The sequence below is a fragment of the Citrobacter sp. wls710 genome (assembly GCF_005281115.1).
GTDB classification, from domain to species: Bacteria; Pseudomonadota; Gammaproteobacteria; order Enterobacterales; family Enterobacteriaceae; genus Citrobacter; species Citrobacter werkmanii.
The window spans coordinates 102,311-121,305 of the sequence record NZ_SZXD01000034.1; the positions used below are offsets into that span (position 1 = coordinate 102,311).

Consider the following 18,995-nt stretch of genomic DNA (forward strand, 5'->3'; position numbering starts at 1 on the left):
TGAATGATTTTTGAGAGGAAATCATGTCAATGGTCGCTTAATTACATCAATTATATGAATGATTCGTTTATACTCGGTTGATCCGATTTCGGTTAAGATTTTCATATTGTGCCAGTGGCACATGTGACCTCAGGCTCACAAATGCCATATAATTTAACCATGATGGGGCTTTATTAGCGTTTCGTGGTGACAAAGGAGATTTGTAAATGATTAAACGTGTGCTGATTGTTTCATTAATGGGCGTATCTTTAGCGGGCTGCGTGAACAATGATAGCCTTTCCGGCGACGTATATACCGCATCCGAAGCGAAACAAGTTCAGAACGTTACCTACGGTACGATTGTTCATGTTCGTCCGGTGCAAATCCAGGGTGGCGATGACGCTAACGTAATTGGCGCTATCGGTGGTGCGGTGCTCGGCGGGTTCCTGGGTAACACCGTCGGCGGCGGTACGGGTCGTTCATTAGCGACGGCTGCTGGCGCAGTTGCCGGTGGCGTCGCGGGTCAGGGCGTACAAGGCGCGATGAATAAAACCCAGGGTGTCGAACTGGAAATCCGTAAGGATGATGGTAATACCATTATGGTGGTTCAGAAGCAGGGCGCGACCAAATTCTCTGCTGGTCAGCGCGTTGTTATGGCGAACAACGGCAGCCAGGTTACCGTGTCTCCACGTTAATCGAATTTACGTGTGGTCAGGCACTGGCCACACGTCATCTCTCGTCTCAGCCCTGCGACTGCAGTTCAATAATATTGTGTTCCAGTCTGGCGACCAGTTTAATCAGCAGATCAATTTCCTCAGCTGAAATCCCTTCCAGAATCTCTCCACGTGTCTTGTTGATAACCGCTTCCATATCTGCGATCAGTGGTTCGGCTTTCTCAGTCAGTTTAATTCTCTTTGCCCGACGATCGCTGGCGCAAGTCTGTCGTGAAATGAGTCCCTTTTCTTCCAACTGGTCGAGCGTACGTACCAGCGAAGGCTGTTCGATGCCAATCGCTTTAGCCAGCTGGATCTGCGATTGATCCGGCGGCAACTGATGAATGTTGTGCAGCGTAACCCAATGCGTCTGCGTCAACTCCAGAGGTTTCAGGCGATGGTCAATCAGAGCACGCCAAATGCGCACCAACCGTGCCAGATCAGAACCTAATGGCGATTCCAATTTCATCTCCTTATAATTAGCTTGCTAAGTTATTGTGCTGATTTTAGAATAGTGTGCAGCATTTGTATTCTCAAAACAAATGTATTGCCAAATTTGCTTACCGGTTGACATTTTTTCAGACATTATGTGTTACAGAGACTCATCGTCTCTTTTTTGCTAAACCTATAGCAATGCTCTCTTCCGTCAAGGATTTTGCCCGTGAAGTTTATGTTTAATGCAACAGGATTGCCCCTACAAGATTTAATGATCGGTGCATCTGTCTACTTCCCTCCCATTTTCAAGGCGTTTGTCGCAGGGTTTATTCTCTGGTTGGTTGTTCATCGCCTGCTGCGCGACTGGATTTATTCCGGTGAGATCTGGCATCCCCTGTTGATGGATCTGTCTCTCTTTACGCTTAGCGTAGGTCTGGCCTTTGTTATGCTGATTGTGTGGTGATTATGTCGCTCAAAACCATTAAATACTTCTCAACCATTATAGTCGCTGCAATCGCAGTTTTTGCCGGATGGTGGATGTGGAATTACTATATGCAGTCGCCCTGGACACGTGATGGCAAAGTGCGTGCAGAGCAGGTCAGCATCACACCGCAGGTTTCGGGCAGCATTAATGAACTCAATATAAAAGATAACCAATTCGTGAATAAAGGGGATGTCCTGTTTACTATCGACAAGACGCCGTTTCACATTGCTGAACTGAATGCGCAAGCACAGCTGGCGAAAGCGCAATCCGATCTGGCAAAAGCGAATAATGAAGCCAATCGTCGTCGTCATTTATCGCAAAATTATATCTCAGCCGAAGATCTGGATACCGCCAACCTCAACGTAAAAGCGATGCAGGCAAGCGTTGAAGCAGCCGAGGCCAGTTTGCGCCAGGCGCAATGGCAATTGTCGCAAACGGTCGTCAAAGCGCCCGTAGCGGGCTGGGTCACTAACCTTTCAACCCGCACCGGCGACTACGCCTCAACCGGTAAGCCGCTGTTTGCTCTTGTCGACAGCCACTCTTTTTATGTGATGGGGTATTTTGAAGAAACTAAGTTGCGTCACATACGCGAAGGCGCACCGGCGTTAATTACGCTCTACAGCGGCAACGTTAAGTTACAGGGTCACGTCTCCAGCATTGGTCGCGCGATTTATGACCAGAGTGTAGAAAGCGATTCCGGTCTGATTCCCGACATCAAGCCAAACGTGCCGTGGGTACGTCTGGCGCAGCGTGTCCCTGTGCGCATTGAATTTGACGCTTTGCCGCAGGATGTCACACTGGTCTCTGGTACCACCTGTAGCGTCTCTATCGGCCAGCGTAAATGAAAATGCCCCACCTGACGCCAGGCAATTGGCCATGGTTTAAAGCCACGCCGGCACAGTGGCGTTATGCGCTGCGTAACACCATTGCGATGTGTCTGGCGTTAACCTTCGCCTATTATCTGAATCTGGACGAACCCTATTGGGCGATGACCTCGGCGGCAGTGGTGAGTTTCCCTACCGTCGGCGGGGTCATCAGCAAAAGCCTGGGTCGTGTTGCCGGTAGTTTACTTGGCGCGACAGCCGCGCTGATTATTGCCGGCCATACCCTCAATGAACCGTGGCTTTTTCTGCTGAGCATGTCAGTCTGGATCGGCTTTTGTACCTGGGCCTGCGCGCATTTTACTAATAACGTCGCCTACGCCTTTCAACTGGCGGGTTACACGGCGGCGATCATTGCGTTTCCGATGGTCAATACCGTCGAGATCACGCAGTTATGGGATATCGCGCAGGCCCGCGTATGCGAGGTCATTGTGGGTATCTTGTGCGGGGGTATGATGATGATGATCCTACCCAGCACCTCCGATGGCACCACGTTGCTTACAGCACTGAAAAACATGCATACGCGTTTGCTCGAGCATGCCAGTTTGCTCTGGCAACCGGAGACGACGGATGCCATCCGCACGGCACATGAAGGTGTTATCGGCCAGATTCTGACCATGAACCTGTTGCGTATACAGGCGTTCTGGAGTCACTACCGCTTTCGCCGCCAAAATGCCTTACTCAATTCGCTGTTGCATCAGCAGCTACGTATGACCAGCGTGATTTCCAGCCTGCGCAGAATGCTGCTGAACTGGCCTAATCCTCCCGCTAATACCCGCGATATTATTGAGCAATTACTTGGCGCGCTGGTCAAATCCAATACCGACAGCTATACCGTCGCGCGTATTATCGCCCCACTGCGTCCCGTCGATGCCCGCGATTATCGACACGTCGCCTTCTGGCAACGACTGCGCTATTTTTGCCGCCTCTACTTACGTAGCAGCCATTACCTGCATTTGCTGGAAAATGGCGTTACCGCCGAACGTATCAATGTTGCTCGTACGCCAGGGCTTGCCCGCCATACCGATAATGCGGAAGCTATCTGGAGCGGGTTACGCACGTTCTGCACTTTGATGCTTATCGGCGCATGGAGCATTGGCGCACAATGGGAATCAGGATCTGGCGCACTCACGCTCGCGGCCATCAGCAGCGTGTTGTATTCCGCCGTTGCCACGCCCTTCAAATCACTTTCCTTGTTAATGCGCACGTTGGTTCTGCTGTCGCTGTTTAGCTTTGTGGTCAAGTTTGGTTTGATGGTACAAATTACCGATCTCTGGCAGTTCATCCTGTTTCTCTTCCCGCTCCTCGCCACCATGCAGCTGTTAAAGCTACAAATGCCTGCGCTGGCGGGGCTTTGGGGACAGCTTATCGTGTTTATGGGATCGTTCATCGCGGTAACGAATCCTCCGGTATACGACTTTGCTGATTTTCTGAATGACAATTTGGCGAAAATCACCGGCGTGGCATTGTCATGGCTGGCATTCGCTATTCTACGCCCCGGATCGGATGCGCGGAAAAGCCGCCGTCATATACGCGCCCTGCGTCGGGATTTTGTCGATCAGCTCAGCCGACATCCTGCACTCAGTGAGAATGAATTTGAGTCGTTGACCTATCATCACGTCAGCCAGCTGAGTAACAGTCAGGATGCGCTGGCGAGGCGTTGGTTATTACGTTGGGGGGTTGTCTTGCTGAACTGCTCGCATGTGGTGTGGCAACTGCGTACCTGGGAGGCGCGCTCAGATCCGCTGGCTCGCGTCAGGGATGTGTGTATCTCGTTGCTACGCGACGTGATGAGTGAGCGCGGCGTCCAACAACGACCGTTGAATGCCACGCTAAGCGAGCTACAGCGTATCTGTGATACGCTCGCCCACCATCATCAACCTGCAGCGCAAGAGCTGTCGGCCCTCGTCTGGCGGCTGCACTGCTCGCTGTCACAGCTTGAACAGGCGCCACCACCGGGTACGCTAAGCAGCTGACTATTTGATAACGCCGCAGGCGTAGCGCGCTCCGCCACCGCCAAGCGGTTTCGGTTGATCGGACATATTATCGCCGCCCACGTGAATCATCAGCGCCTTACCTTTTATCTCATCCAGGGATTTAAGCCGCGGCGCAACGACCGGTGTTGTGGCGTTACCGTCGTTATTCACCACCAGCAGCGGCAGGTCACCCATGTGACCTGCACCTTCCGGGCCTTCGTGTTTACCCGTTTGGTGAGGATCGTAATGCCCTCCCGCTGATTCCGCCGCTGAAGCCTTCCCGTCTTTAATCGCCGGTTGGCAACTGCCGTTGGCATGCACATGGAAACCATGTTCACCCGGCGGCAACGCTTTCAAATCGGGGGTAAATTCCAGCCCTTTCCCGGTTTCAGTAATTGAGACAGTACCAATCGCCTGGCCGACTCCTTGCGACGTCACCAGATTCATCGTTACTTTTTCTTCTTCACTGGCAGCCTGCGCACCTGCACAGGCCAGTAAGGTAATAATGGCTAAACTCAAACGCTTCATAAGACCTCCGTCTAAAAGGTGTCTGATTGATAAGTGTAAACCAGTGACACAAATTTGAACGGTGAAGCGCCAAAAACGCGATTAAGGTACGTCGTAACCCAGCGCGGCTTTACGGATGCGGAACCATTGTTGGCGAGACATGCTCAGCGCTTCGGACTCAATGGCGGCACGAACACGCTCGATTTTACCCGAACCAATAATCGGCAGCGGTTGCGAAGGCAGACGTAAGATCCAGGCGTACACCACCTGCTCGATGGACTGCGCGTTCAATTCTTCTGCGATCGCGGCCAGTTCATTGCGCAGCGGCTGGAAGGCATCGTCATTAAACAGACGACCGCCCCCCAGACAGGACCAGGCCATCGGACGGATACGCAGCTGTTGCAGTTGATCTAATGTGCCATCCAGCAGGAGTGGCTGATGTACCGGTGAAATTTCAACCTGGTTGGTCGCCAGAGTGAACGGCAGACGCGATTGCAACAGCGAAAACTGCGCGGGGGTGAAGTTAGAGACGCCAAAGTGACGCACTTTGCCGCTATGGTGCAATTTTTTAAATGCGTCGGCCACATCGTCTGCATCCATCAGAGGATCGGGACGATGGATCAGCAGCAAATCAATATGATCGGTCGCCAACAGCTTTAGCGATTGTTCCGCGCTGGCAATAATATGGGCGCTGTCGGTAATGTAGTGCCCGAGCGCATTTTCCGTGCGCGCCGTCGTGGCGATCCCGCATTTGGTGACAATCTGCATTTTCTCACGCAAATGCGGAGCCAGTTTCATCGCCTCGCCAAACGCTGCTTCACACTGGTATCCGCCGTAAATATCGGCGTGATCGACGGTGGTAACGCCAAGGTCAAGATGCTCTTCAATAAAGCTGACTAACTGACGCGTGGACATATTCCAGTCCATCAGGCGCCAGTAACCCATCACAAAGCGAGAAAATTCCGGGCCTTGCGGCGCAATAGTAATACGCTGAACCATAGCAGCTTCCTTATAAATGAATGTGCATCGAGTATACGCAATTACGCTTTTAAAAGAGTGAAGGTTGTTGCGGTTCTTCTGGTGGGTTGGGTTTATTTGCACGTAATTTACGCATCAGGCGCTGGCGACAAAGGCGCAGCACGTCCTGCTTTTCGGCATCGCTCATTTTTTGCCAGTTAAAACGCTCATCCCGGCTACGAAAACAGCCACGGCAAAAGCCGCGCTCGTCAGACTGACAGATACCACGGCATGGGCTCTGGACGGGGAAAAATTCCAGCTGTTCTGCCACATCCCCTCCTTTAGTAAGATTGATATATCTATTGAAGACGTTAACTGAATTTCTCGCAAGCGCTATTGCATTAGACCGACTGGTCTATTATGCTTCTTTCATGAACAAAGTCACTGAACACGATACACGCGAACATCTTCTGGCGACTGGCGAGCTGCTGTGCATGCAGCGCGGCTTCACCGGTATGGGCTTGAGTGAGCTACTAAAAACCGCTGAAGTGCCTAAGGGTTCGTTTTATCACTATTTTCGCTCAAAAGAAGCGTTCGGCGTCGCGATGCTGGAACGCCACTATGCGGCTTATCATCAGCGATTGGCTACGCATTTTGATACGGGGGCGGGAAACTACCGCGACAGGATTCTGGCCTATTATCAGGAAACCCTGAATCAGTTTAGCCAGCACGGCATTATTAGCGGCTGTTTAACCGTTAAACTGTCTGCCGAAGTGTGCGATCTGTCAGAAGATATGCGTACAGCGATGGATAAAGGCGCACGGCACATCATTGCGCTGTTAGCGCAGGCACTGGAGAAAGGTCGGGCAAATCATTGCCTGTCTTTCGTTGGTGAGCCATTACAGCAGGCACAGGTTCTGTATGCTCTGTGGCTGGGCGCCAATCTGCAGGCCAAGATTTCTCGTAGCGCCACACCGCTGGAAAATGCGCTGGCGCACGTTAAAACCATCATTACGACGCCTGCCGTTTAACAGGCGTTTTTATTTCTTTTATTACTAGACGACCGGTCTATTCAGGAGTACCACATGTCATCTGAAAAACTGTTTTCCCCACTGAAAGTGGGTGCCATTACGGCGGCAAACCGCGTTTTTATGGCGCCATTGACGCGTCTGCGCAGCATTGAGCCTGGCGACATCCCTACTCCGCTGATGGCCGAGTATTATCGTCAACGCGCCAGCGCGGGACTCATCATCAGTGAAGCGACGCAGATTTCCGCCCAGGCGAAAGGTTATGCCGGAGCGCCGGGGCTACACAGCGAAGCACAGATTGCCGCATGGAAGAAAATCACTGCAGCCGTACATGCTGAGCAAGGTCATATTGCTGTCCAGCTGTGGCACACCGGGCGCATCTCCCACGCCAGTCTGCAGCCAAACGGCCAGGCCCCTGTAGCACCTTCCGCGATTAGCGCCGGTACCCGCACATCACTGCGCGATGAAAACGGTCTGGCGACGCGTGCCGATACTTCTATGCCGCGTGCACTCGAAACGGAAGAAATTCCGGGTATTGTTAATGATTTCCGTCAGGCAATTGCTAACGCGCGTGAAGCGGGTTTCGACATGGTAGAACTGCACTCCGCCCATGGCTACCTGCTGCACCAATTCCTGTCGCCAACCTCTAACCAGCGTACCGATCAATACGGCGGTAGCGTCGAGAATCGTGCGCGTCTGGTACTGGAAGTTGTCGATGCCGGTATTAAAGAATGGGGTGCCGATCGCATTGGTATTCGCGTCTCTCCGATTGGCTCTTTCCAGAACGTCGACAACGGTCCGAATGAAGAAGCCGACGCGCTGTATCTGATCGAGCAATTGGGCAAGCGTGGCATCGCTTATCTGCATATGTCTGAGCCAGACTGGGCCGGTGGTGAGCCGTATTCCGACGCGTTCCGCGAGAAAGTGCGTGCACGTTTCCACGGTCCGATCATTGGCGCGGGCGCTTACACGCCTGAAAAAGCCGAAACGCTGATCGAGAAAGGTCTGATCGATGCAGTTGCTTTTGGTCGCGCTTATATCGCTAACCCGGATCTGGTGGCGCGTCTGCAACATAAAGCGGAACTGAACCCACAGCGCGCCGAAAGTTTCTACGGCGGCGGTGCGGAAGGTTACACCGATTACCCGACCCTCTAACGTCACAATCTCCGTTCTGCCATTGATAGCGGCGTAACAACGCCGCTATACTAAAACAACATTTTGAATGTATTAGCCATTTTCGAAGGGGAAAAAGATGCGTTTACTTCATACCATGCTGCGCGTGGGTGACCTGCAGCGTTCCATCGAGTTTTATACCAACGTGCTGGGCATGAAACTGCTGCGTACCAGCGAAAACCCTGAATACAAGTACTCTCTGGCCTTTGTTGGCTACGGTCCTGAAACCAGTGAAGCGGTGATCGAGCTGACCTATAACTGGGGCGTTGAAAAATATGAGCTGGGCACCGCCTACGGTCATATTGCCCTGAGCGTTGACAACGCGGCTGAAGCCTGTGAACGTATTCGTCAGAACGGTGGTAACGTGACGCGTGAAGCTGGCCCGGTAAAAGGTGGCACTACGGTGATTGCGTTTGTTGAAGATCCTGACGGCTACAAAATTGAACTGATTGAAGAGAAAGACGCCGGGCGCGGCCTGGGCGACTAACCTCCCCTCGGGCGCAGATCGTCTGTGCCCGTAGTTTTATACTCATCATTTTGCCATAATACGCGCTGCAATTTTCCCGTATTAAGAGACCCAGATGTCCGATAACGCTCAACTTTCCGGTCTGTGTGACCGTTTTCGTGGTTTTTACCCTGTCGTCATTGATGTCGAAACCGCAGGGTTTAATGCCAAAACCGATGCGCTGCTTGAGATCGCAGCCATCACATTGAAAATGGATGAACAAGGCTGGCTGATGCCGGACACGACGTTACATTTCCACGTAGAGCCGTTTGAAGGGGCAAATTTGCAGCCTGAAGCGCTCGCCTTTAACGGTATTGACCCTAACAATCCTTTACGTGGCGCGGTCAGTGAATACGACGCTCTGCATGCCATCTTTAAAATGGTACGTAAAGGCATTAAAGACAGCGGCTGCAATCGGGCAATCATGGTGGCGCATAACGCCACATTCGACCACAGTTTTATGATGGCCGCTGCAGAACGCGCCTCACTGAAGCGTAACCCATTTCACCCGTTCGTTACCTTTGATACAGCGGCATTAAGCGGTCTGTCACTGGGGCAAACTGTATTATCAAAAGCATGCCTGGCAGCAGGAATGGAATTTGATGGCACTCAGGCGCACTCGGCGCTGTATGATACCGAACGTACTGCCGTGCTGTTTTGTGAAATCGTTAATCGCTGGAAACGTCTCGGCGGCTGGCCTCTCCCCGTGCCGGAAGAGGCATAACGGACCGATAAAAAAAGCGACCATCACAGGTCGCTTTTTTATTTCAGCTGATATTACTCAGCGTCCGGCTCTTCGGTTTTGTACTTCGCCGCTGTTTCTTTAATCAGCTGCTGCAACTCACCGCGCTGGTACATTTCAATGAGAATGTCACAGCCGCCAACCAGCTCGCCATCAACCCACAGTTGTGGGAAGGTCGGCCAGTTTGCGTATTTCGGCAGCTCGGCGCGAATATCCGGGTTCTGCAGAATATCAACATAAGCAAAGCGTTCACCGCAGGCGGACAGCGCCTGTACGGCCTGAGCGGAGAAACCGCAGCTTGGCAGTTTAGGAGAACCCTTCATGTACAGGAGAATTGGGTTTTCAGCGATCTGGCGCTGGATTTTTTCGATAGTGGTGCTCATTATCTTGCTTCCTTAAACTTCTTTTACGGCAGTAGTCTGACATTGTAGCGGGTCAGGCAGGCAACGGAAAATAACATTTTCATTACGCGTTATTATTTTATCGTTTGCCGTTAAAAGTTGCATTCATAATCTTACTTACCCACTCAAAGTGTACGACCTTGATTATTTGTTCACCAATCACACGTTGAGTTGCTGTTTTTTTTTGCGGTCGGTAACGAAACGCAGGGTTAAACAAAAAAAGCTATTAACTTTCCCCGTTTCGATAGATTAGAATCATCAAGTTTTGAAAATCACACGCAGGTATGATAGACCTGCCTTACCAGAGGACTGCTCAGTGGCGCGGATAAACCGAATCTCGATCACGCTCTGTGCTTTACTTTTTACCACACTGCCTTTTACGCCTATGGCTCATGCTTCCAAGCAGGCCAGGACGACACCTACCAGTTCCCACACCGTCAAGACGGTAGATAAAAAGAAAAGCGCAACAACCAGCCCAAAAACAGCAAAGACCAACAAGAAATCGGCAACAAAGACCACCAGCAAAACCAGTAAAACAGCCTCCTCTTCTAAAAAACGCACAGCCACTCCGGCAAAATCGACAAAAACTGCAAACCGTCGCAGTAAAACTGCCGCAGCACAAACCGCTGCCGTTACCTGGACTGAAAAATGTACGCCGCGCAAAGGTCATAAGCCACGCTGCGTGAAGGTGAAAACTGCCGCACCGACGACGCTTGCTGAGGCACATAAAGTTAAAGTGCAGAAAGCGACTAAAACCGCGATGTCCACCCTGATGAACCAAATCGGCAAACCTTACCGTTGGGGCGGGTCTTCGCCAAGAACCGGCTTTGATTGCAGCGGTCTGGTCTATTACGCCTATAAAGATCTGGTTAAATTCCGCATTCCGCGTACGGCGAATGAAATGTACCACCTGCGCGACGCCGCACCGATTGAACGTGGCGAGCTGAAAAACGGTGATTTGGTTTTCTTCCGCACGCAAGGTCGCGGCACAGCCGATCACGTTGGTGTTTACGTTGGAAACGGTAAATTTATTCAGTCACCACGCAGCGGTCAGGAAATTCAAATCACCTCTCTGAGCGAAGATTACTGGCAGCGCCACTATGTGGGCGCTCGTCGGGTAATGACACCGAAAACAATTCGCTAAAAACTTACCCTACAGAACATGCTGTAGGGTAAGTTCTTCTTTTGCATAACCTTTCAATTTGCTACCCTATCCTTACTCACAATGAGGCTATTGTGTGTACTCAATATAAATAATAAGGAGAGAAGCAATGTCGTTTGAATTACCTGCATTACCGTATGCCAAAGATGCTCTGGCACCGCACATTTCTGCCGAAACGCTGGAATACCACTATGGCAAACACCATCAAACCTACGTGACCAATCTGAACAACCTGATCAAAGGCACGGCGTTTGAAGGTAAATCACTGGAAGAGATCGTGCGTAGCTCTGAAGGCGGTGTATTCAATAATGCTGCACAGGTATGGAACCACACGTTCTACTGGAACTGCCTGGCGCCGAACGCAGGTGGCGAACCGACCGGTAAACTGGCCGATGCAATTGCCGCCTCCTTTGGCAGCTTTGCGGATTTCAAAGCGCAATTCACCGATGCCGCGATCAAAAACTTCGGTTCTGGCTGGACCTGGCTGGTTAAAGGAACGGATGGCAAACTGGCTATCGTTTCCACTTCCAACGCAGGTACTCCGCTGACGACCGACGCGACGCCGCTGATGACCGTTGACGTATGGGAACACGCCTACTACATCGATTATCGCAATGCCCGTCCTGGCTACCTGGAACACTTCTGGGCGCTGGTGAACTGGGAATTTGTTGCGAAGAACTTCGCAGCATAAAATGATAACGCAGAAGGGATCCCCTTCTGCGTTTTAGCCTTAGCTTGAGGCCGTGCAGAGTTCTTCAGGTTGTCTTCTTGCCGAGATAAAGACCAGCAGTAACGCAAGCCCCGCCACAATCGCTCCCATCACCGGCACAAAACTGTAGCCCAGGCCACCGGAAATCACCGCCCCACCGGCTGCCGCACCTAACGCATTCCCCAGGTTAAACGCGCCAATGTTGACTGACGATGATAACCCTGGCGCTTCGCTGGCAACGCGCATCACCCGCATCTGCAACGGCGGAACCACCGCAAACGTCGCCGCGCCCCAGACTACCATACTGACCGCCGCCCCCAGTTCATTACGCGCCAGGAGGGGAATAGCCAGCATAATAAACATCAACAACAGCAAAAAGCCTTTAAGCGTACCGTTGACAGAACGATCCGCCAGTTTGCCGCCAAGATAGTTACCGATCGAGAAACCGACGCCAATTAATACCAGCATTCCGGTCACAAACGCCGGTGTGGCATGGGTAATGCTGTGCAGCACTGGCGAAATGTAAGTATAAAGCGTGAACATCGCGCCAGCGCCCAGCACGGTGGTCAGCAGAGCCGACAGCACCTGTGGGCGCATAAGTACCGCCAGTTCGCTGCGGACATCGGGGCGCGCTCCTGCCCCACCTTTTGGTAATGAGAAGAACAGGCTGACCATAGCGATGACGCCCAGACCCGCCGTCGCCATAAACGACATCCGCCAGCCGATAGTTTCACCAAGCCACGTCGCCGCCGGAACGCCGCCAATATTGGCAATCGTTAACCCCATGAACATGGTTGCCACGGCGCTAGCCTGCTTATGTTTAGGTACCACGCTTGCGGCGACCACCGAGCCGAGACCAAAAAATGCCCCGTGGTTAAGACTGGTCAAAATACGCGACAGCATCAGCGTGGTGTAATCCGGTGAAATAGCTGAAAGCACGTTGCCCAGCGTAAAAATTGCCATCAGGAATATCAACGCATTACGTCGCGCACGATGTGACAGCAGCAGGGTCATCAGCGGAGCCCCCACCATAACGCCAACCGCATACGCGCTGATCAGCATCCCGGCCGCGGGAATCGAGACATCCACCCCTTTGGCAATCACGGGCAATAATCCCATTGGCGAAAATTCGGTGGTGCCAATGCCAAACGCGCCGATCGCCAGCGCCAGTAAGGGATAATTGATTTTCATATATCGACTCCGTAACGTCGAGCCGTGGCGCGACATAAAATAAGAGTCAAAAGCATGACATTGATCGCAAAATTAATAAAGTTAACAAAATTGCAAAAGACTTTTGCTTATTCGCAAACAATAGAGGGGAAACAGATGCGGAGAGGATGAGGGAGAGCTAACTCCCTCGGGGAAATCAATGCAGCGCTGCGGTCAGGCCACCCGCGACGATCAAACCCAGAACAATAATGGTAGTCACTAACGAAAATTTCAGATCGGTGCTCATCAAGTTTTCTCCTTTTTATTCCCACACAAAAAGTGATATTGCGCATTTTTACACACTTGAAAGCAAAAATCTCTCACGATTTATATTGATAACTGCTTTTAACTCTTCCCCTTTTCGTTAAGATCAGACAAAATTCCACGCTTACTTGATTAGCGTACCGGCCATTGACCCCTTCCTGACGTTCCGTGTCGTTTTCCCGGCGTGCCGCAACCCCTACGTTGCGTTAAGGGTGTGTGAAGGCAAACGTTTACCTGGAGTATTCTCAGGAGCTTAGGATATGGTCTGGAGTGAGATGTAATGGCAACAATTAAAGATGTAGCGAAGCGAGCAAACGTTTCCACTACAACCGTATCACACGTAATTAACAAGACGCGCTTTGTCGCGGAAGAAACGCGTAATGCGGTTTGGGCGGCGATCAAAGAGCTGCACTACTCTCCAAGCGCAGTAGCGCGCAGCCTGAAGGTGAATCACACCAAGTCTATCGGCTTGCTGGCGACCAGCAGTGAAGCGGCCTATTTCGCCGAAATTATCGAAGCCGTTGAGAAAAACTGTTTCCAGAAAGGCTATACCCTGATTCTGGGTAACGCATGGAACAGTCTTGAAAAACAGCAGGCCTATCTGTCGATGATGGCGCAAAAGCGCGTTGATGGTCTGCTGGTGATGTGTTCTGAGTATCCGGAATCTCTGCTTTCGATGCTCGAAGAGTATCGCCATATTCCGATGGTTGTGATGGACTGGGGCGAAGCTAAAGCTGATTTTACCGATACGGTCATTGATAACGCTTTCGAGGGCGGTTACATGGCGGGTCGGTATCTGATAGAACGCGGCCATCGCGAAATTGGCGCGATCCCGGGCCCTATGGAGCGGAACACCGGGGCCGGTCGTCTGGCTGGCTTTATGAAAGCGATGGAAGAAGCGCTGATTAAGGTTCCCGAAAACTGGATTGTACAGGGCGATTTTGAACCTGAATCTGGTTATCGCGCCATGCAGCAAATTCTTTCACAGTCGCATCGTCCGACCGCCGTCTTCTGCGGTGGCGATATCATGGCGATGGGCGCGCTGTGCGCTGCTGACGAGATGGGACTGCGCGTACCACAGGATGTCTCGCTCATCGGTTATGATAACGTGCGCAACGCCCGCTTCTTCACGCCAGCACTGACGACCATTCATCAGCCTAAGGACTCACTGGGTGAAACGGCCTTCAACATGCTGTTAGACCGTATCGTGAATAAACGCGAAGAGTCGCAGTCGATCGAGGTTCATCCGCGTCTGGTAGAGCGCCGCTCCGTTGCTGACGGTCCATTCCGCGATTATCGTCGTTAAGCCTGTTGTGCGGGGGCCTCATCTGGCTCCCGCAGCCATTCTTTATTCAGCGTTTCGCTATCCCCCAAATAATCCAGCAACCAACTCAGTGCTGGCGAGGTATCGTTCTGTTGCCATGTCAGACAACACGCGGCATCAGGAAAGGGATTCTCCAACTGCAGCGAGACCCATTTACCGCTATCAATCCACGGCTTGGCAAAATGTGTTGGTACCATGCCCACACACAATCCCGCAGATAAACAGGTCGCGGAAGATTCCCAGTCAGGAACCACAACGCGCTTTTGGTTATCCAGTAACCAGGTAATACGCTTCGGCAATGTACGTGAGGTATCTTCGCGCACCAGCGACGGCCAGTTGCGCAACGTATCATCGCTTAGCGGCCCCGACATTGACGCCAGCGGATGATGACTGGCCACCACGCAGCTCCAGCTCAGCATGCCCATGTCGCGGAAGGTATAGCGCCCCCCTACCGGGATGGCCTGTGTGGCGCCAATAGCCAGCTCTACACGCCCATCGGAAAGCGCATCCCAGACGCCATTAAACACTTCCTGAAAAACCAGCAGTTCCACATCGTCAAAGTGGCGATAGAAATCTACAATCATCTGTCGGGTACGTTCGGGACGGACAATGTTATCTACCGCGATTGCCAGTTGTCCTCGCCAGCCGTTGGCGATTTGTTGACATTGCTGACGAGTGATCTGCATTTTTTTGATAACAGAGCGCCCTTCTTTTAAAAACCACGCACCAGCAGGCGTTAATTCCACATCGCGATGACGTCGCTCAAAAAGCGGTACAGCCAGCCACTCCTCCAGTTGGCGCACGGTGTAGCTTACCGCCGAAGGTACGCGGTGCAGCTCCTGCGCGGCTGAACTAAAACTGCCGTTACGCGCAACCGCATCAACCACTTCAAGTGAATATTCCGACCACATATTCTGCCTGCAAAAAATTTGAAATCAGTAAGCAAATATTAGCGTTTCACAGCGAGAATTACACTCACTACACTCAGCGGCATTGTTCTACTGCTAAAAAAAGAGAAATGATGATGCAACCTGGGAAAGGTTTTTTAGTCTGGTTGGCGGGTCTTAGCGTGCTTGGCTTTCTGGCGACGGATATGTATCTGCCCGCCTTTGCCACGATTCAGTCCGATCTGCAAACACCTGCCTCTGCCGTCAGCGCCAGCCTAAGTTTGTTTTTAGCGGGTTTCGCCGTCGCGCAACTTCTGTGGGGACCGCTCTCAGACCACTATGGTCGTAAACCGATTTTACTGCTGGGTTTATCTATCTTTGCGCTGGGTAGTCTGGGTATGCTGTGGGTTGAAAACGCCACAGGGTTGTTGGTATTGCGCTTTATTCAGGCTGTTGGCGTCTGTGCCGCGTCGGTTATCTGGCAGGCGCTGGTCACCGACTACTACCCATCACAAAAAGTAAACCGCATCTTTGCCACCATTATGCCGCTGGTCGGGTTATCTCCGGCTCTCGCGCCGTTATTAGGTAGCTGGATTCTGGTCCATTTCTCCTGGCAGGCCATTTTCGCGACCTTGTTTGCTATTACCCTGATTCTGATGCTTCCGGCCCTGCGTTTAAAACCGACGGTTAAAGCACGCGACGACAGCCAGGATAAACTGACTTTCGCCACACTGTTGCGCTCGAAAGCATACCGTGGAAACGTACTCATTTATGCCGCCTGTTCCGCAAGCTTTTTCGCATGGCTGACAGGGTCACCGTTCATTCTTAGCGAAATGGGCTACAGCCCGGCAGTGATTGGCCTGAGCTATGTTCCACAAACTATCGCTTTCTTAATTGGTGGTTACGGCTGCCGTGCGGCGCTGCAAAAATGGCAAGGCCGCCAGCTGCTGCCATGGTTACTGATACTTTATGCCATTAGCGTTGTAGCCACCTGGGCTACCGGCTTTATTCATCATGTTGCCCTGGCTGAAATCCTGATCCCATTCTGCGTAATGGCGATCGCGAACGGCGCAATCTACCCTATCGTTGTCGCTCAGGCGTTACGTCCTTTCCCACAGGCCACAGGGCGCGCAGCTGCATTGCAAAATACGCTGCAACTGGGTTTATGCTTCCTGGCAAGCCTTGTGGTGTCATGGTTGATCGCCACCCCGCTGCTCACCACCACCAGCGTGATGCTGACTACTGTGCTGCTGGCAGGCATGGGTTACAAAATGCAATCGCAGACCGATAACGCCTCACAAACAGAGGACCAGGGGCAAATTGCCCATAGTGAGTCTCACTAATAATTGTTGCGGGCAATTAGTTAGCCCGCTAACAATTTTCTATTGAATCGTCAAAAAATCAGGCTTATACTGATTTCCAGTTGTTACAAAAACGATAATTTTTAGGTATTAACGGGGACAAGAACGTTCCCGTTTTTCCACGGATGGCCTTTTCGGTAAGGGTTTCTCCCTTCCTCTGTTCTACGTCGGATTAAAGATTCGCGGATTAATTCCGTGAGATTTCTCACAAAGCCCAAAAAAAGCGTCTACGCTGTTTTAAGGTTCTGATCACCGACCAGTGATGGAGAAGCTATGAGTTCATCGTGTATAGAAGACGTCAGCGTACCGGATGATGACTGGTACCGCATCACCAATGAATTATTGAGCCGTGCAGGTATTACCATTAATGGTTCGGCAGCGGCGGATATTCGCGTCAAAAACCCCGATTTTTTCAAACGCGTACTGCAGGAAGGATCGTTGGGTTTGGGTGAGAGTTATATGGACGGCTGGTGGGAGTGCGATCGGCTGGACATATTTTTCACCAAAGTGTTGCGCGCCGGGCTTGAAAATCAACTCCCCCGCCACTTCAAAGATACCTTACGTATCGCCACGGCACGGCTGTTCAATTTACAGACCAAAAAACGCGCATGGGTTGTCGGCAAAGAACATTACGATCTGGGCAACGACCTGTTTACCCGCATGCTTGATCCCTACATGCAGTATTCCTGCGCCTACTGGAAAGATGCCGATACCCTGGAATCTGCCCAACAGGCGAAGTTAAAAATGATTGCCGAAAAATTGCTGTTGAAGCCGGGTATGCGGGTGCTTGATATTGGTTGTGGCTGGGGTGGCTTGTCCCATTTTATGGCATCGCAATACGGTGTGAGCGTGGTAGGTGTGACCATCTCGGCAGAGCAGCAGAAAATGGCGCAAGCGCGTTGCGCGGGACTGGATGTCACCATTTTGCTGCAAGATTACCGCGACCTGAACGATAAATTTGATCGCATTGTCTCCGTCGGCATGTTTGAGCATGTTGGTCCGAAAAACTACAAAACCTATTTCGATGTTGTCGATCGTAATTTAAAACCGGACGGTCTCTTTTTGCTGCACAGTATCGGTTCGAATAAAACCGACAATAATGTTGATCCGTGGATTAATAAATACATCTTCCCGAACGGCTGTTTACCGTCAGTTCGCCAGATTGCCAACGCCAGCGAGCCGCATTTTGTGATGGAAGACTGGCATAATTTTGGCGCAGATTACGACACCACGCTGATGGCATGGCACGAGCGCTTCATGCGTTCCTGGCCTGAAATCGCCGATAACTATACCGAGCGTTTTAAACGGATGTTCAGCTATTACCTGAACGCCTGCGCCGGTGCGTTTCGTGCTCGCGATATCCAGCTTTGGCAGGTGGTTTTCTCCCGCGGTGTTGAGCACGGCCTGCGCGTCCCCCGCTAATGTCTATCGTCTACCGCCCCCGTGCTAACGGCCGGACTCAGGCCTCGCCCGCTACGTTACTGATGGCGCTTTCGCGCGCAGCCAGTACACGTTCAACGGTATCAACAACCGCCTGCGTTTGCGGATCGATTTCGATATTAACCCGCGCACCCAGCTTTTTCTTACCCAGCGTCGTACGCTCCAGCGTTTCCGGGATCAAATGCACGCAAAAGCGCGTTGGCGTGACTTCGCCGACCGTCAGGCTGATGCCGTCAATGCCGATAAATCCCTTGTACAGGATATATTTCATCAGCGATGGGTCCTGAACTTTAAACCATACCTGCCGGTTATTTTCCGAAGTCAAAATTTTAGACACCTCGGCGGTGGTCATAATATGGCCCGACATTAAATGCCCGCCAATCTCATCGCTGAATTTTGCCGCACGCTCAACGTTAACCATATCCCCGACCTTCAGGTCGCCCAGGTTGGTGATACGCAGCGTCTCTTTCATCAGATCGAAGCTTATGTGGTTACCGTTGATTTCGGTTACCGTCAGGCAACAGCCATTGTGGGCAACCGATGCGCCGGTCTCCAGCGCATCCAGCATATATTCAGGCAACTCCACGACATGCGTACGAAAATTTGGTTTTTCATCAATGGACACCAATTTTGCGGTGCCCTGCACAATACCCGTAAACATACTTCTCACTCCTGAACTCAATTAAGACATCTCTGCCCAGCACAATAGCAGGTGGAAATTCAGGTTGCCAGCAGTGCGCCACCGCTGCCTGTTTTTTCACTGGAGAATTACGTATTCCTCGCTACAATAGACTGAAATTTCCCCAGCTTTTTCTCCTTGCTGCCATATAAGGCGGCTTTTTTAGTCTCTCAAATAAC

At 51.7% G+C, this 18,995-nt stretch carries 21 protein-coding genes and 1 pseudogene; 13 read left to right on the plus strand and 9 right to left on the minus strand.

Annotated features, from left to right (window positions below; genetic code table 11):
* Positions 1-206: 206 nt before the first annotated feature.
* Complete coding sequence (slyB, locus tag FDX14_RS15780) at positions 207-674, plus strand: outer membrane lipoprotein SlyB (protein ID WP_003029175.1); 468 nt, start codon at positions 207-209, stop codon at positions 672-674.
* A 46-nt stretch (positions 675-720) separates the two neighbouring features.
* Here slyB and slyA read toward each other — a convergent pair whose 3' ends face one another.
* Complete coding sequence (gene slyA / locus FDX14_RS15785) at positions 721-1,161, minus strand: transcriptional regulator SlyA (protein ID WP_019076732.1); 441 nt, start codon at positions 1,159-1,161, stop codon at positions 721-723.
* Positions 1,162-1,353: 192 nt separating this feature from the next.
* Between slyA and FDX14_RS15790 the strand changes: the two genes are divergently transcribed.
* From FDX14_RS15790 to FDX14_RS15800, 3 genes and pseudogenes are all read left to right on the plus strand, one after another.
* Entirely contained in the window at positions 1,354-1,590 is a 237-nt protein-coding gene (locus FDX14_RS15790) for a DUF1656 domain-containing protein (protein ID WP_038640388.1), read from the plus strand.
* A gap of 2 nt (positions 1,591-1,592) precedes the next feature.
* Complete coding sequence (locus tag FDX14_RS15795) at positions 1,593-2,456, plus strand: efflux RND transporter periplasmic adaptor subunit (protein ID WP_038640386.1); 864 nt, start codon at positions 1,593-1,595, stop codon at positions 2,454-2,456.
* Positions 2,453-4,493: pseudogene (locus FDX14_RS15800) on the plus strand (FUSC family protein). The gene FDX14_RS15795 and the pseudogene FDX14_RS15800 overlap by 4 nt, the downstream one beginning before the upstream one ends.
* On the opposite strand, the gene sodC reads toward FDX14_RS15800, so the two are convergent.
* The 3 genes from sodC to FDX14_RS15815 form a co-directional block, all read right to left on the minus strand.
* Positions 4,469-4,996, minus strand: coding sequence for a superoxide dismutase [Cu-Zn] SodC (gene sodC, locus FDX14_RS15805; RefSeq protein ID WP_042308639.1), 528 nt, complete (start codon positions 4,994-4,996; stop codon positions 4,469-4,471). The pseudogene FDX14_RS15800 and the gene sodC sit on opposite strands and share 25 nt — an antisense overlap.
* Before the next feature lie 81 nt (positions 4,997-5,077).
* Positions 5,078-5,974, minus strand: coding sequence for an aldo/keto reductase (locus FDX14_RS15810; protein WP_042308642.1), 897 nt, complete (start codon positions 5,972-5,974; stop codon positions 5,078-5,080).
* Positions 5,975-6,023: 49 nt separating this feature from the next.
* Entirely contained in the window at positions 6,024-6,263 is a 240-nt protein-coding gene (locus FDX14_RS15815) for a DUF1289 domain-containing protein (protein WP_038640381.1), read from the minus strand.
* Positions 6,264-6,363: 100 nt separating this feature from the next.
* On the opposite strand from FDX14_RS15815, the gene FDX14_RS15820 reads away from it, so the two are divergent.
* The 4 genes from FDX14_RS15820 (at position 6,364) to rnt (ending at position 9,362) form a co-directional block, all read left to right on the plus strand.
* Entirely contained in the window at positions 6,364-6,963 is a 600-nt protein-coding gene (locus FDX14_RS15820; protein WP_042308645.1) for a TetR/AcrR family transcriptional regulator, read from the plus strand.
* Between the two features lie 54 nt (positions 6,964-7,017).
* Positions 7,018-8,115, plus strand: a complete 1,098-nt coding sequence (locus tag FDX14_RS15825) for an alkene reductase (RefSeq protein ID WP_042308647.1) — start codon at positions 7,018-7,020, stop codon at positions 8,113-8,115.
* A gap of 97 nt (positions 8,116-8,212) precedes the next feature.
* Complete coding sequence (gloA, locus tag FDX14_RS15830; RefSeq protein ID WP_042308649.1) at positions 8,213-8,620, plus strand: lactoylglutathione lyase; 408 nt, start codon at positions 8,213-8,215, stop codon at positions 8,618-8,620.
* A 94-nt stretch (positions 8,621-8,714) separates the two neighbouring features.
* Positions 8,715-9,362 carry a ribonuclease T gene (rnt, locus tag FDX14_RS15835; protein WP_016152990.1) on the plus strand — a complete coding sequence of 216 codons (648 nt, stop codon included), beginning with the start codon at positions 8,715-8,717 and terminating at the stop codon, positions 9,360-9,362.
* A 53-nt stretch (positions 9,363-9,415) separates the two neighbouring features.
* Here the strand turns inward: rnt and grxD are convergent, their stop codons facing one another.
* Positions 9,416-9,763: a monothiol glutaredoxin 4 gene (gene grxD / locus FDX14_RS15840; protein ID WP_003832760.1), complete on the minus strand. Its 348-nt coding sequence runs from the start codon at positions 9,761-9,763 to the stop codon at positions 9,416-9,418.
* Between the two features lie 334 nt (positions 9,764-10,097).
* Between grxD and FDX14_RS15845 the strand changes: the two genes are divergently transcribed.
* Together FDX14_RS15845 and sodB are read left to right on the plus strand one after the other, a co-directional pair.
* Positions 10,098-10,925: a C40 family peptidase gene (locus FDX14_RS15845; protein ID WP_061381405.1), complete on the plus strand. Its 828-nt coding sequence runs from the start codon at positions 10,098-10,100 to the stop codon at positions 10,923-10,925.
* 127 nt (positions 10,926-11,052) lie between these two features.
* Positions 11,053-11,634, plus strand: coding sequence for a superoxide dismutase [Fe] (gene sodB, locus FDX14_RS15850; RefSeq protein WP_003029205.1), 582 nt, complete (start codon positions 11,053-11,055; stop codon positions 11,632-11,634).
* A gap of 39 nt (positions 11,635-11,673) precedes the next feature.
* Here sodB and FDX14_RS15855 read toward each other — a convergent pair whose 3' ends face one another.
* Together FDX14_RS15855 and cydH are read right to left on the minus strand one after the other, a co-directional pair.
* Positions 11,674-12,843: an MFS transporter gene (locus tag FDX14_RS15855; RefSeq protein ID WP_137349812.1), complete on the minus strand. Its 1,170-nt coding sequence runs from the start codon at positions 12,841-12,843 to the stop codon at positions 11,674-11,676.
* A 175-nt stretch (positions 12,844-13,018) separates the two neighbouring features.
* Positions 13,019-13,108, minus strand: a complete 90-nt coding sequence (cydH, locus tag FDX14_RS15860; RefSeq protein ID WP_003029209.1) for a cytochrome bd-I accessory subunit CydH — start codon at positions 13,106-13,108, stop codon at positions 13,019-13,021.
* Between the two features lie 297 nt (positions 13,109-13,405).
* Here cydH and purR point away from each other — a divergent pair, with 297 nt between their 5' ends.
* Positions 13,406-14,431 (plus strand): HTH-type transcriptional repressor PurR, encoded by a 1,026-nt coding sequence (gene purR / locus FDX14_RS15865; protein ID WP_038640368.1) that lies wholly within the window; start codon positions 13,406-13,408, stop codon positions 14,429-14,431.
* Here purR and punR read toward each other — a convergent pair.
* Positions 14,428-15,360, minus strand: coding sequence for a DNA-binding transcriptional activator PunR (punR, locus tag FDX14_RS15870; RefSeq protein ID WP_038640367.1), 933 nt, complete (start codon positions 15,358-15,360; stop codon positions 14,428-14,430). The genes purR and punR overlap by 4 nt on opposite strands.
* 113 nt (positions 15,361-15,473) lie before the next feature.
* On the opposite strand from punR, the gene punC reads away from it, so the two are divergent.
* Together punC and cfa are read left to right on the plus strand one after the other, a co-directional pair.
* Entirely contained in the window at positions 15,474-16,679 is a 1,206-nt protein-coding gene (punC, locus tag FDX14_RS15875; protein ID WP_137349889.1) for a purine nucleoside transporter PunC, read from the plus strand.
* Positions 16,680-16,970: 291 nt separating this feature from the next.
* The gene (cfa, locus tag FDX14_RS15880; RefSeq protein WP_137349813.1) at positions 16,971-18,119 is read left to right on the plus strand and encodes a cyclopropane fatty acyl phospholipid synthase; all 1,149 of its coding nucleotides are present in this window, start codon (positions 16,971-16,973) and stop codon (positions 18,117-18,119) included.
* A 37-nt stretch (positions 18,120-18,156) separates the two neighbouring features.
* Here the strand turns inward: cfa and FDX14_RS15885 are convergent, their stop codons facing one another.
* Positions 18,157-18,798 carry a riboflavin synthase subunit alpha gene (locus FDX14_RS15885; protein ID WP_137349814.1) on the minus strand — a complete coding sequence of 214 codons (642 nt, stop codon included), beginning with the start codon at positions 18,796-18,798 and terminating at the stop codon, positions 18,157-18,159.
* Positions 18,799-18,995 lie beyond the last annotated feature (197 nt).

What these genes read in the sequence shown, in the direction of transcription:
- slyB (WP_003029175.1), top strand. Translation starts at nt 207, where the DNA reads ATGATTAAACGTGTGCTGATTGTTTCATTAATGGGCGTATCTTTAGCG.
- slyA (WP_019076732.1), bottom strand. Translation starts at nt 1,161, where the DNA reads ATGAAATTGGAATCGCCATTAGGTTCTGATCTGGCACGGTTGGTGCGC.
- FDX14_RS15795 (WP_038640386.1), top strand. Translation starts at nt 1,593, where the DNA reads ATGTCGCTCAAAACCATTAAATACTTCTCAACCATTATAGTCGCTGCA.
- sodC (WP_042308639.1), bottom strand. Translation starts at nt 4,996, where the DNA reads ATGAAGCGTTTGAGTTTAGCCATTATTACCTTACTGGCCTGTGCAGGT.
- FDX14_RS15810 (WP_042308642.1), bottom strand. Translation starts at nt 5,974, where the DNA reads ATGGTTCAGCGTATTACTATTGCGCCGCAAGGCCCGGAATTTTCTCGC.
- FDX14_RS15820 (WP_042308645.1), top strand. Translation starts at nt 6,364, where the DNA reads ATGAACAAAGTCACTGAACACGATACACGCGAACATCTTCTGGCGACT.
- FDX14_RS15825 (WP_042308647.1), top strand. Translation starts at nt 7,018, where the DNA reads ATGTCATCTGAAAAACTGTTTTCCCCACTGAAAGTGGGTGCCATTACG.
- gloA (WP_042308649.1), top strand. Translation starts at nt 8,213, where the DNA reads ATGCGTTTACTTCATACCATGCTGCGCGTGGGTGACCTGCAGCGTTCC.
- rnt (WP_016152990.1), top strand. Translation starts at nt 8,715, where the DNA reads ATGTCCGATAACGCTCAACTTTCCGGTCTGTGTGACCGTTTTCGTGGT.
- grxD (WP_003832760.1), bottom strand. Translation starts at nt 9,763, where the DNA reads ATGAGCACCACTATCGAAAAAATCCAGCGCCAGATCGCTGAAAACCCA.
- sodB (WP_003029205.1), top strand. Translation starts at nt 11,053, where the DNA reads ATGTCGTTTGAATTACCTGCATTACCGTATGCCAAAGATGCTCTGGCA.
- FDX14_RS15855 (WP_137349812.1), bottom strand. Translation starts at nt 12,843, where the DNA reads ATGAAAATCAATTATCCCTTACTGGCGCTGGCGATCGGCGCGTTTGGC.
- cydH (WP_003029209.1), bottom strand. Translation starts at nt 13,108, where the DNA reads ATGAGCACCGATCTGAAATTTTCGTTAGTGACTACCATTATTGTTCTG.
- purR (WP_038640368.1), top strand. Translation starts at nt 13,406, where the DNA reads ATGGCAACAATTAAAGATGTAGCGAAGCGAGCAAACGTTTCCACTACA.
- punR (WP_038640367.1), bottom strand. Translation starts at nt 15,360, where the DNA reads ATGTGGTCGGAATATTCACTTGAAGTGGTTGATGCGGTTGCGCGTAAC.
- punC (WP_137349889.1), top strand. Translation starts at nt 15,474, where the DNA reads ATGCAACCTGGGAAAGGTTTTTTAGTCTGGTTGGCGGGTCTTAGCGTG.
- cfa (WP_137349813.1), top strand. Translation starts at nt 16,971, where the DNA reads ATGAGTTCATCGTGTATAGAAGACGTCAGCGTACCGGATGATGACTGG.
- FDX14_RS15885 (WP_137349814.1), bottom strand. Translation starts at nt 18,798, where the DNA reads ATGTTTACGGGTATTGTGCAGGGCACCGCAAAATTGGTGTCCATTGAT.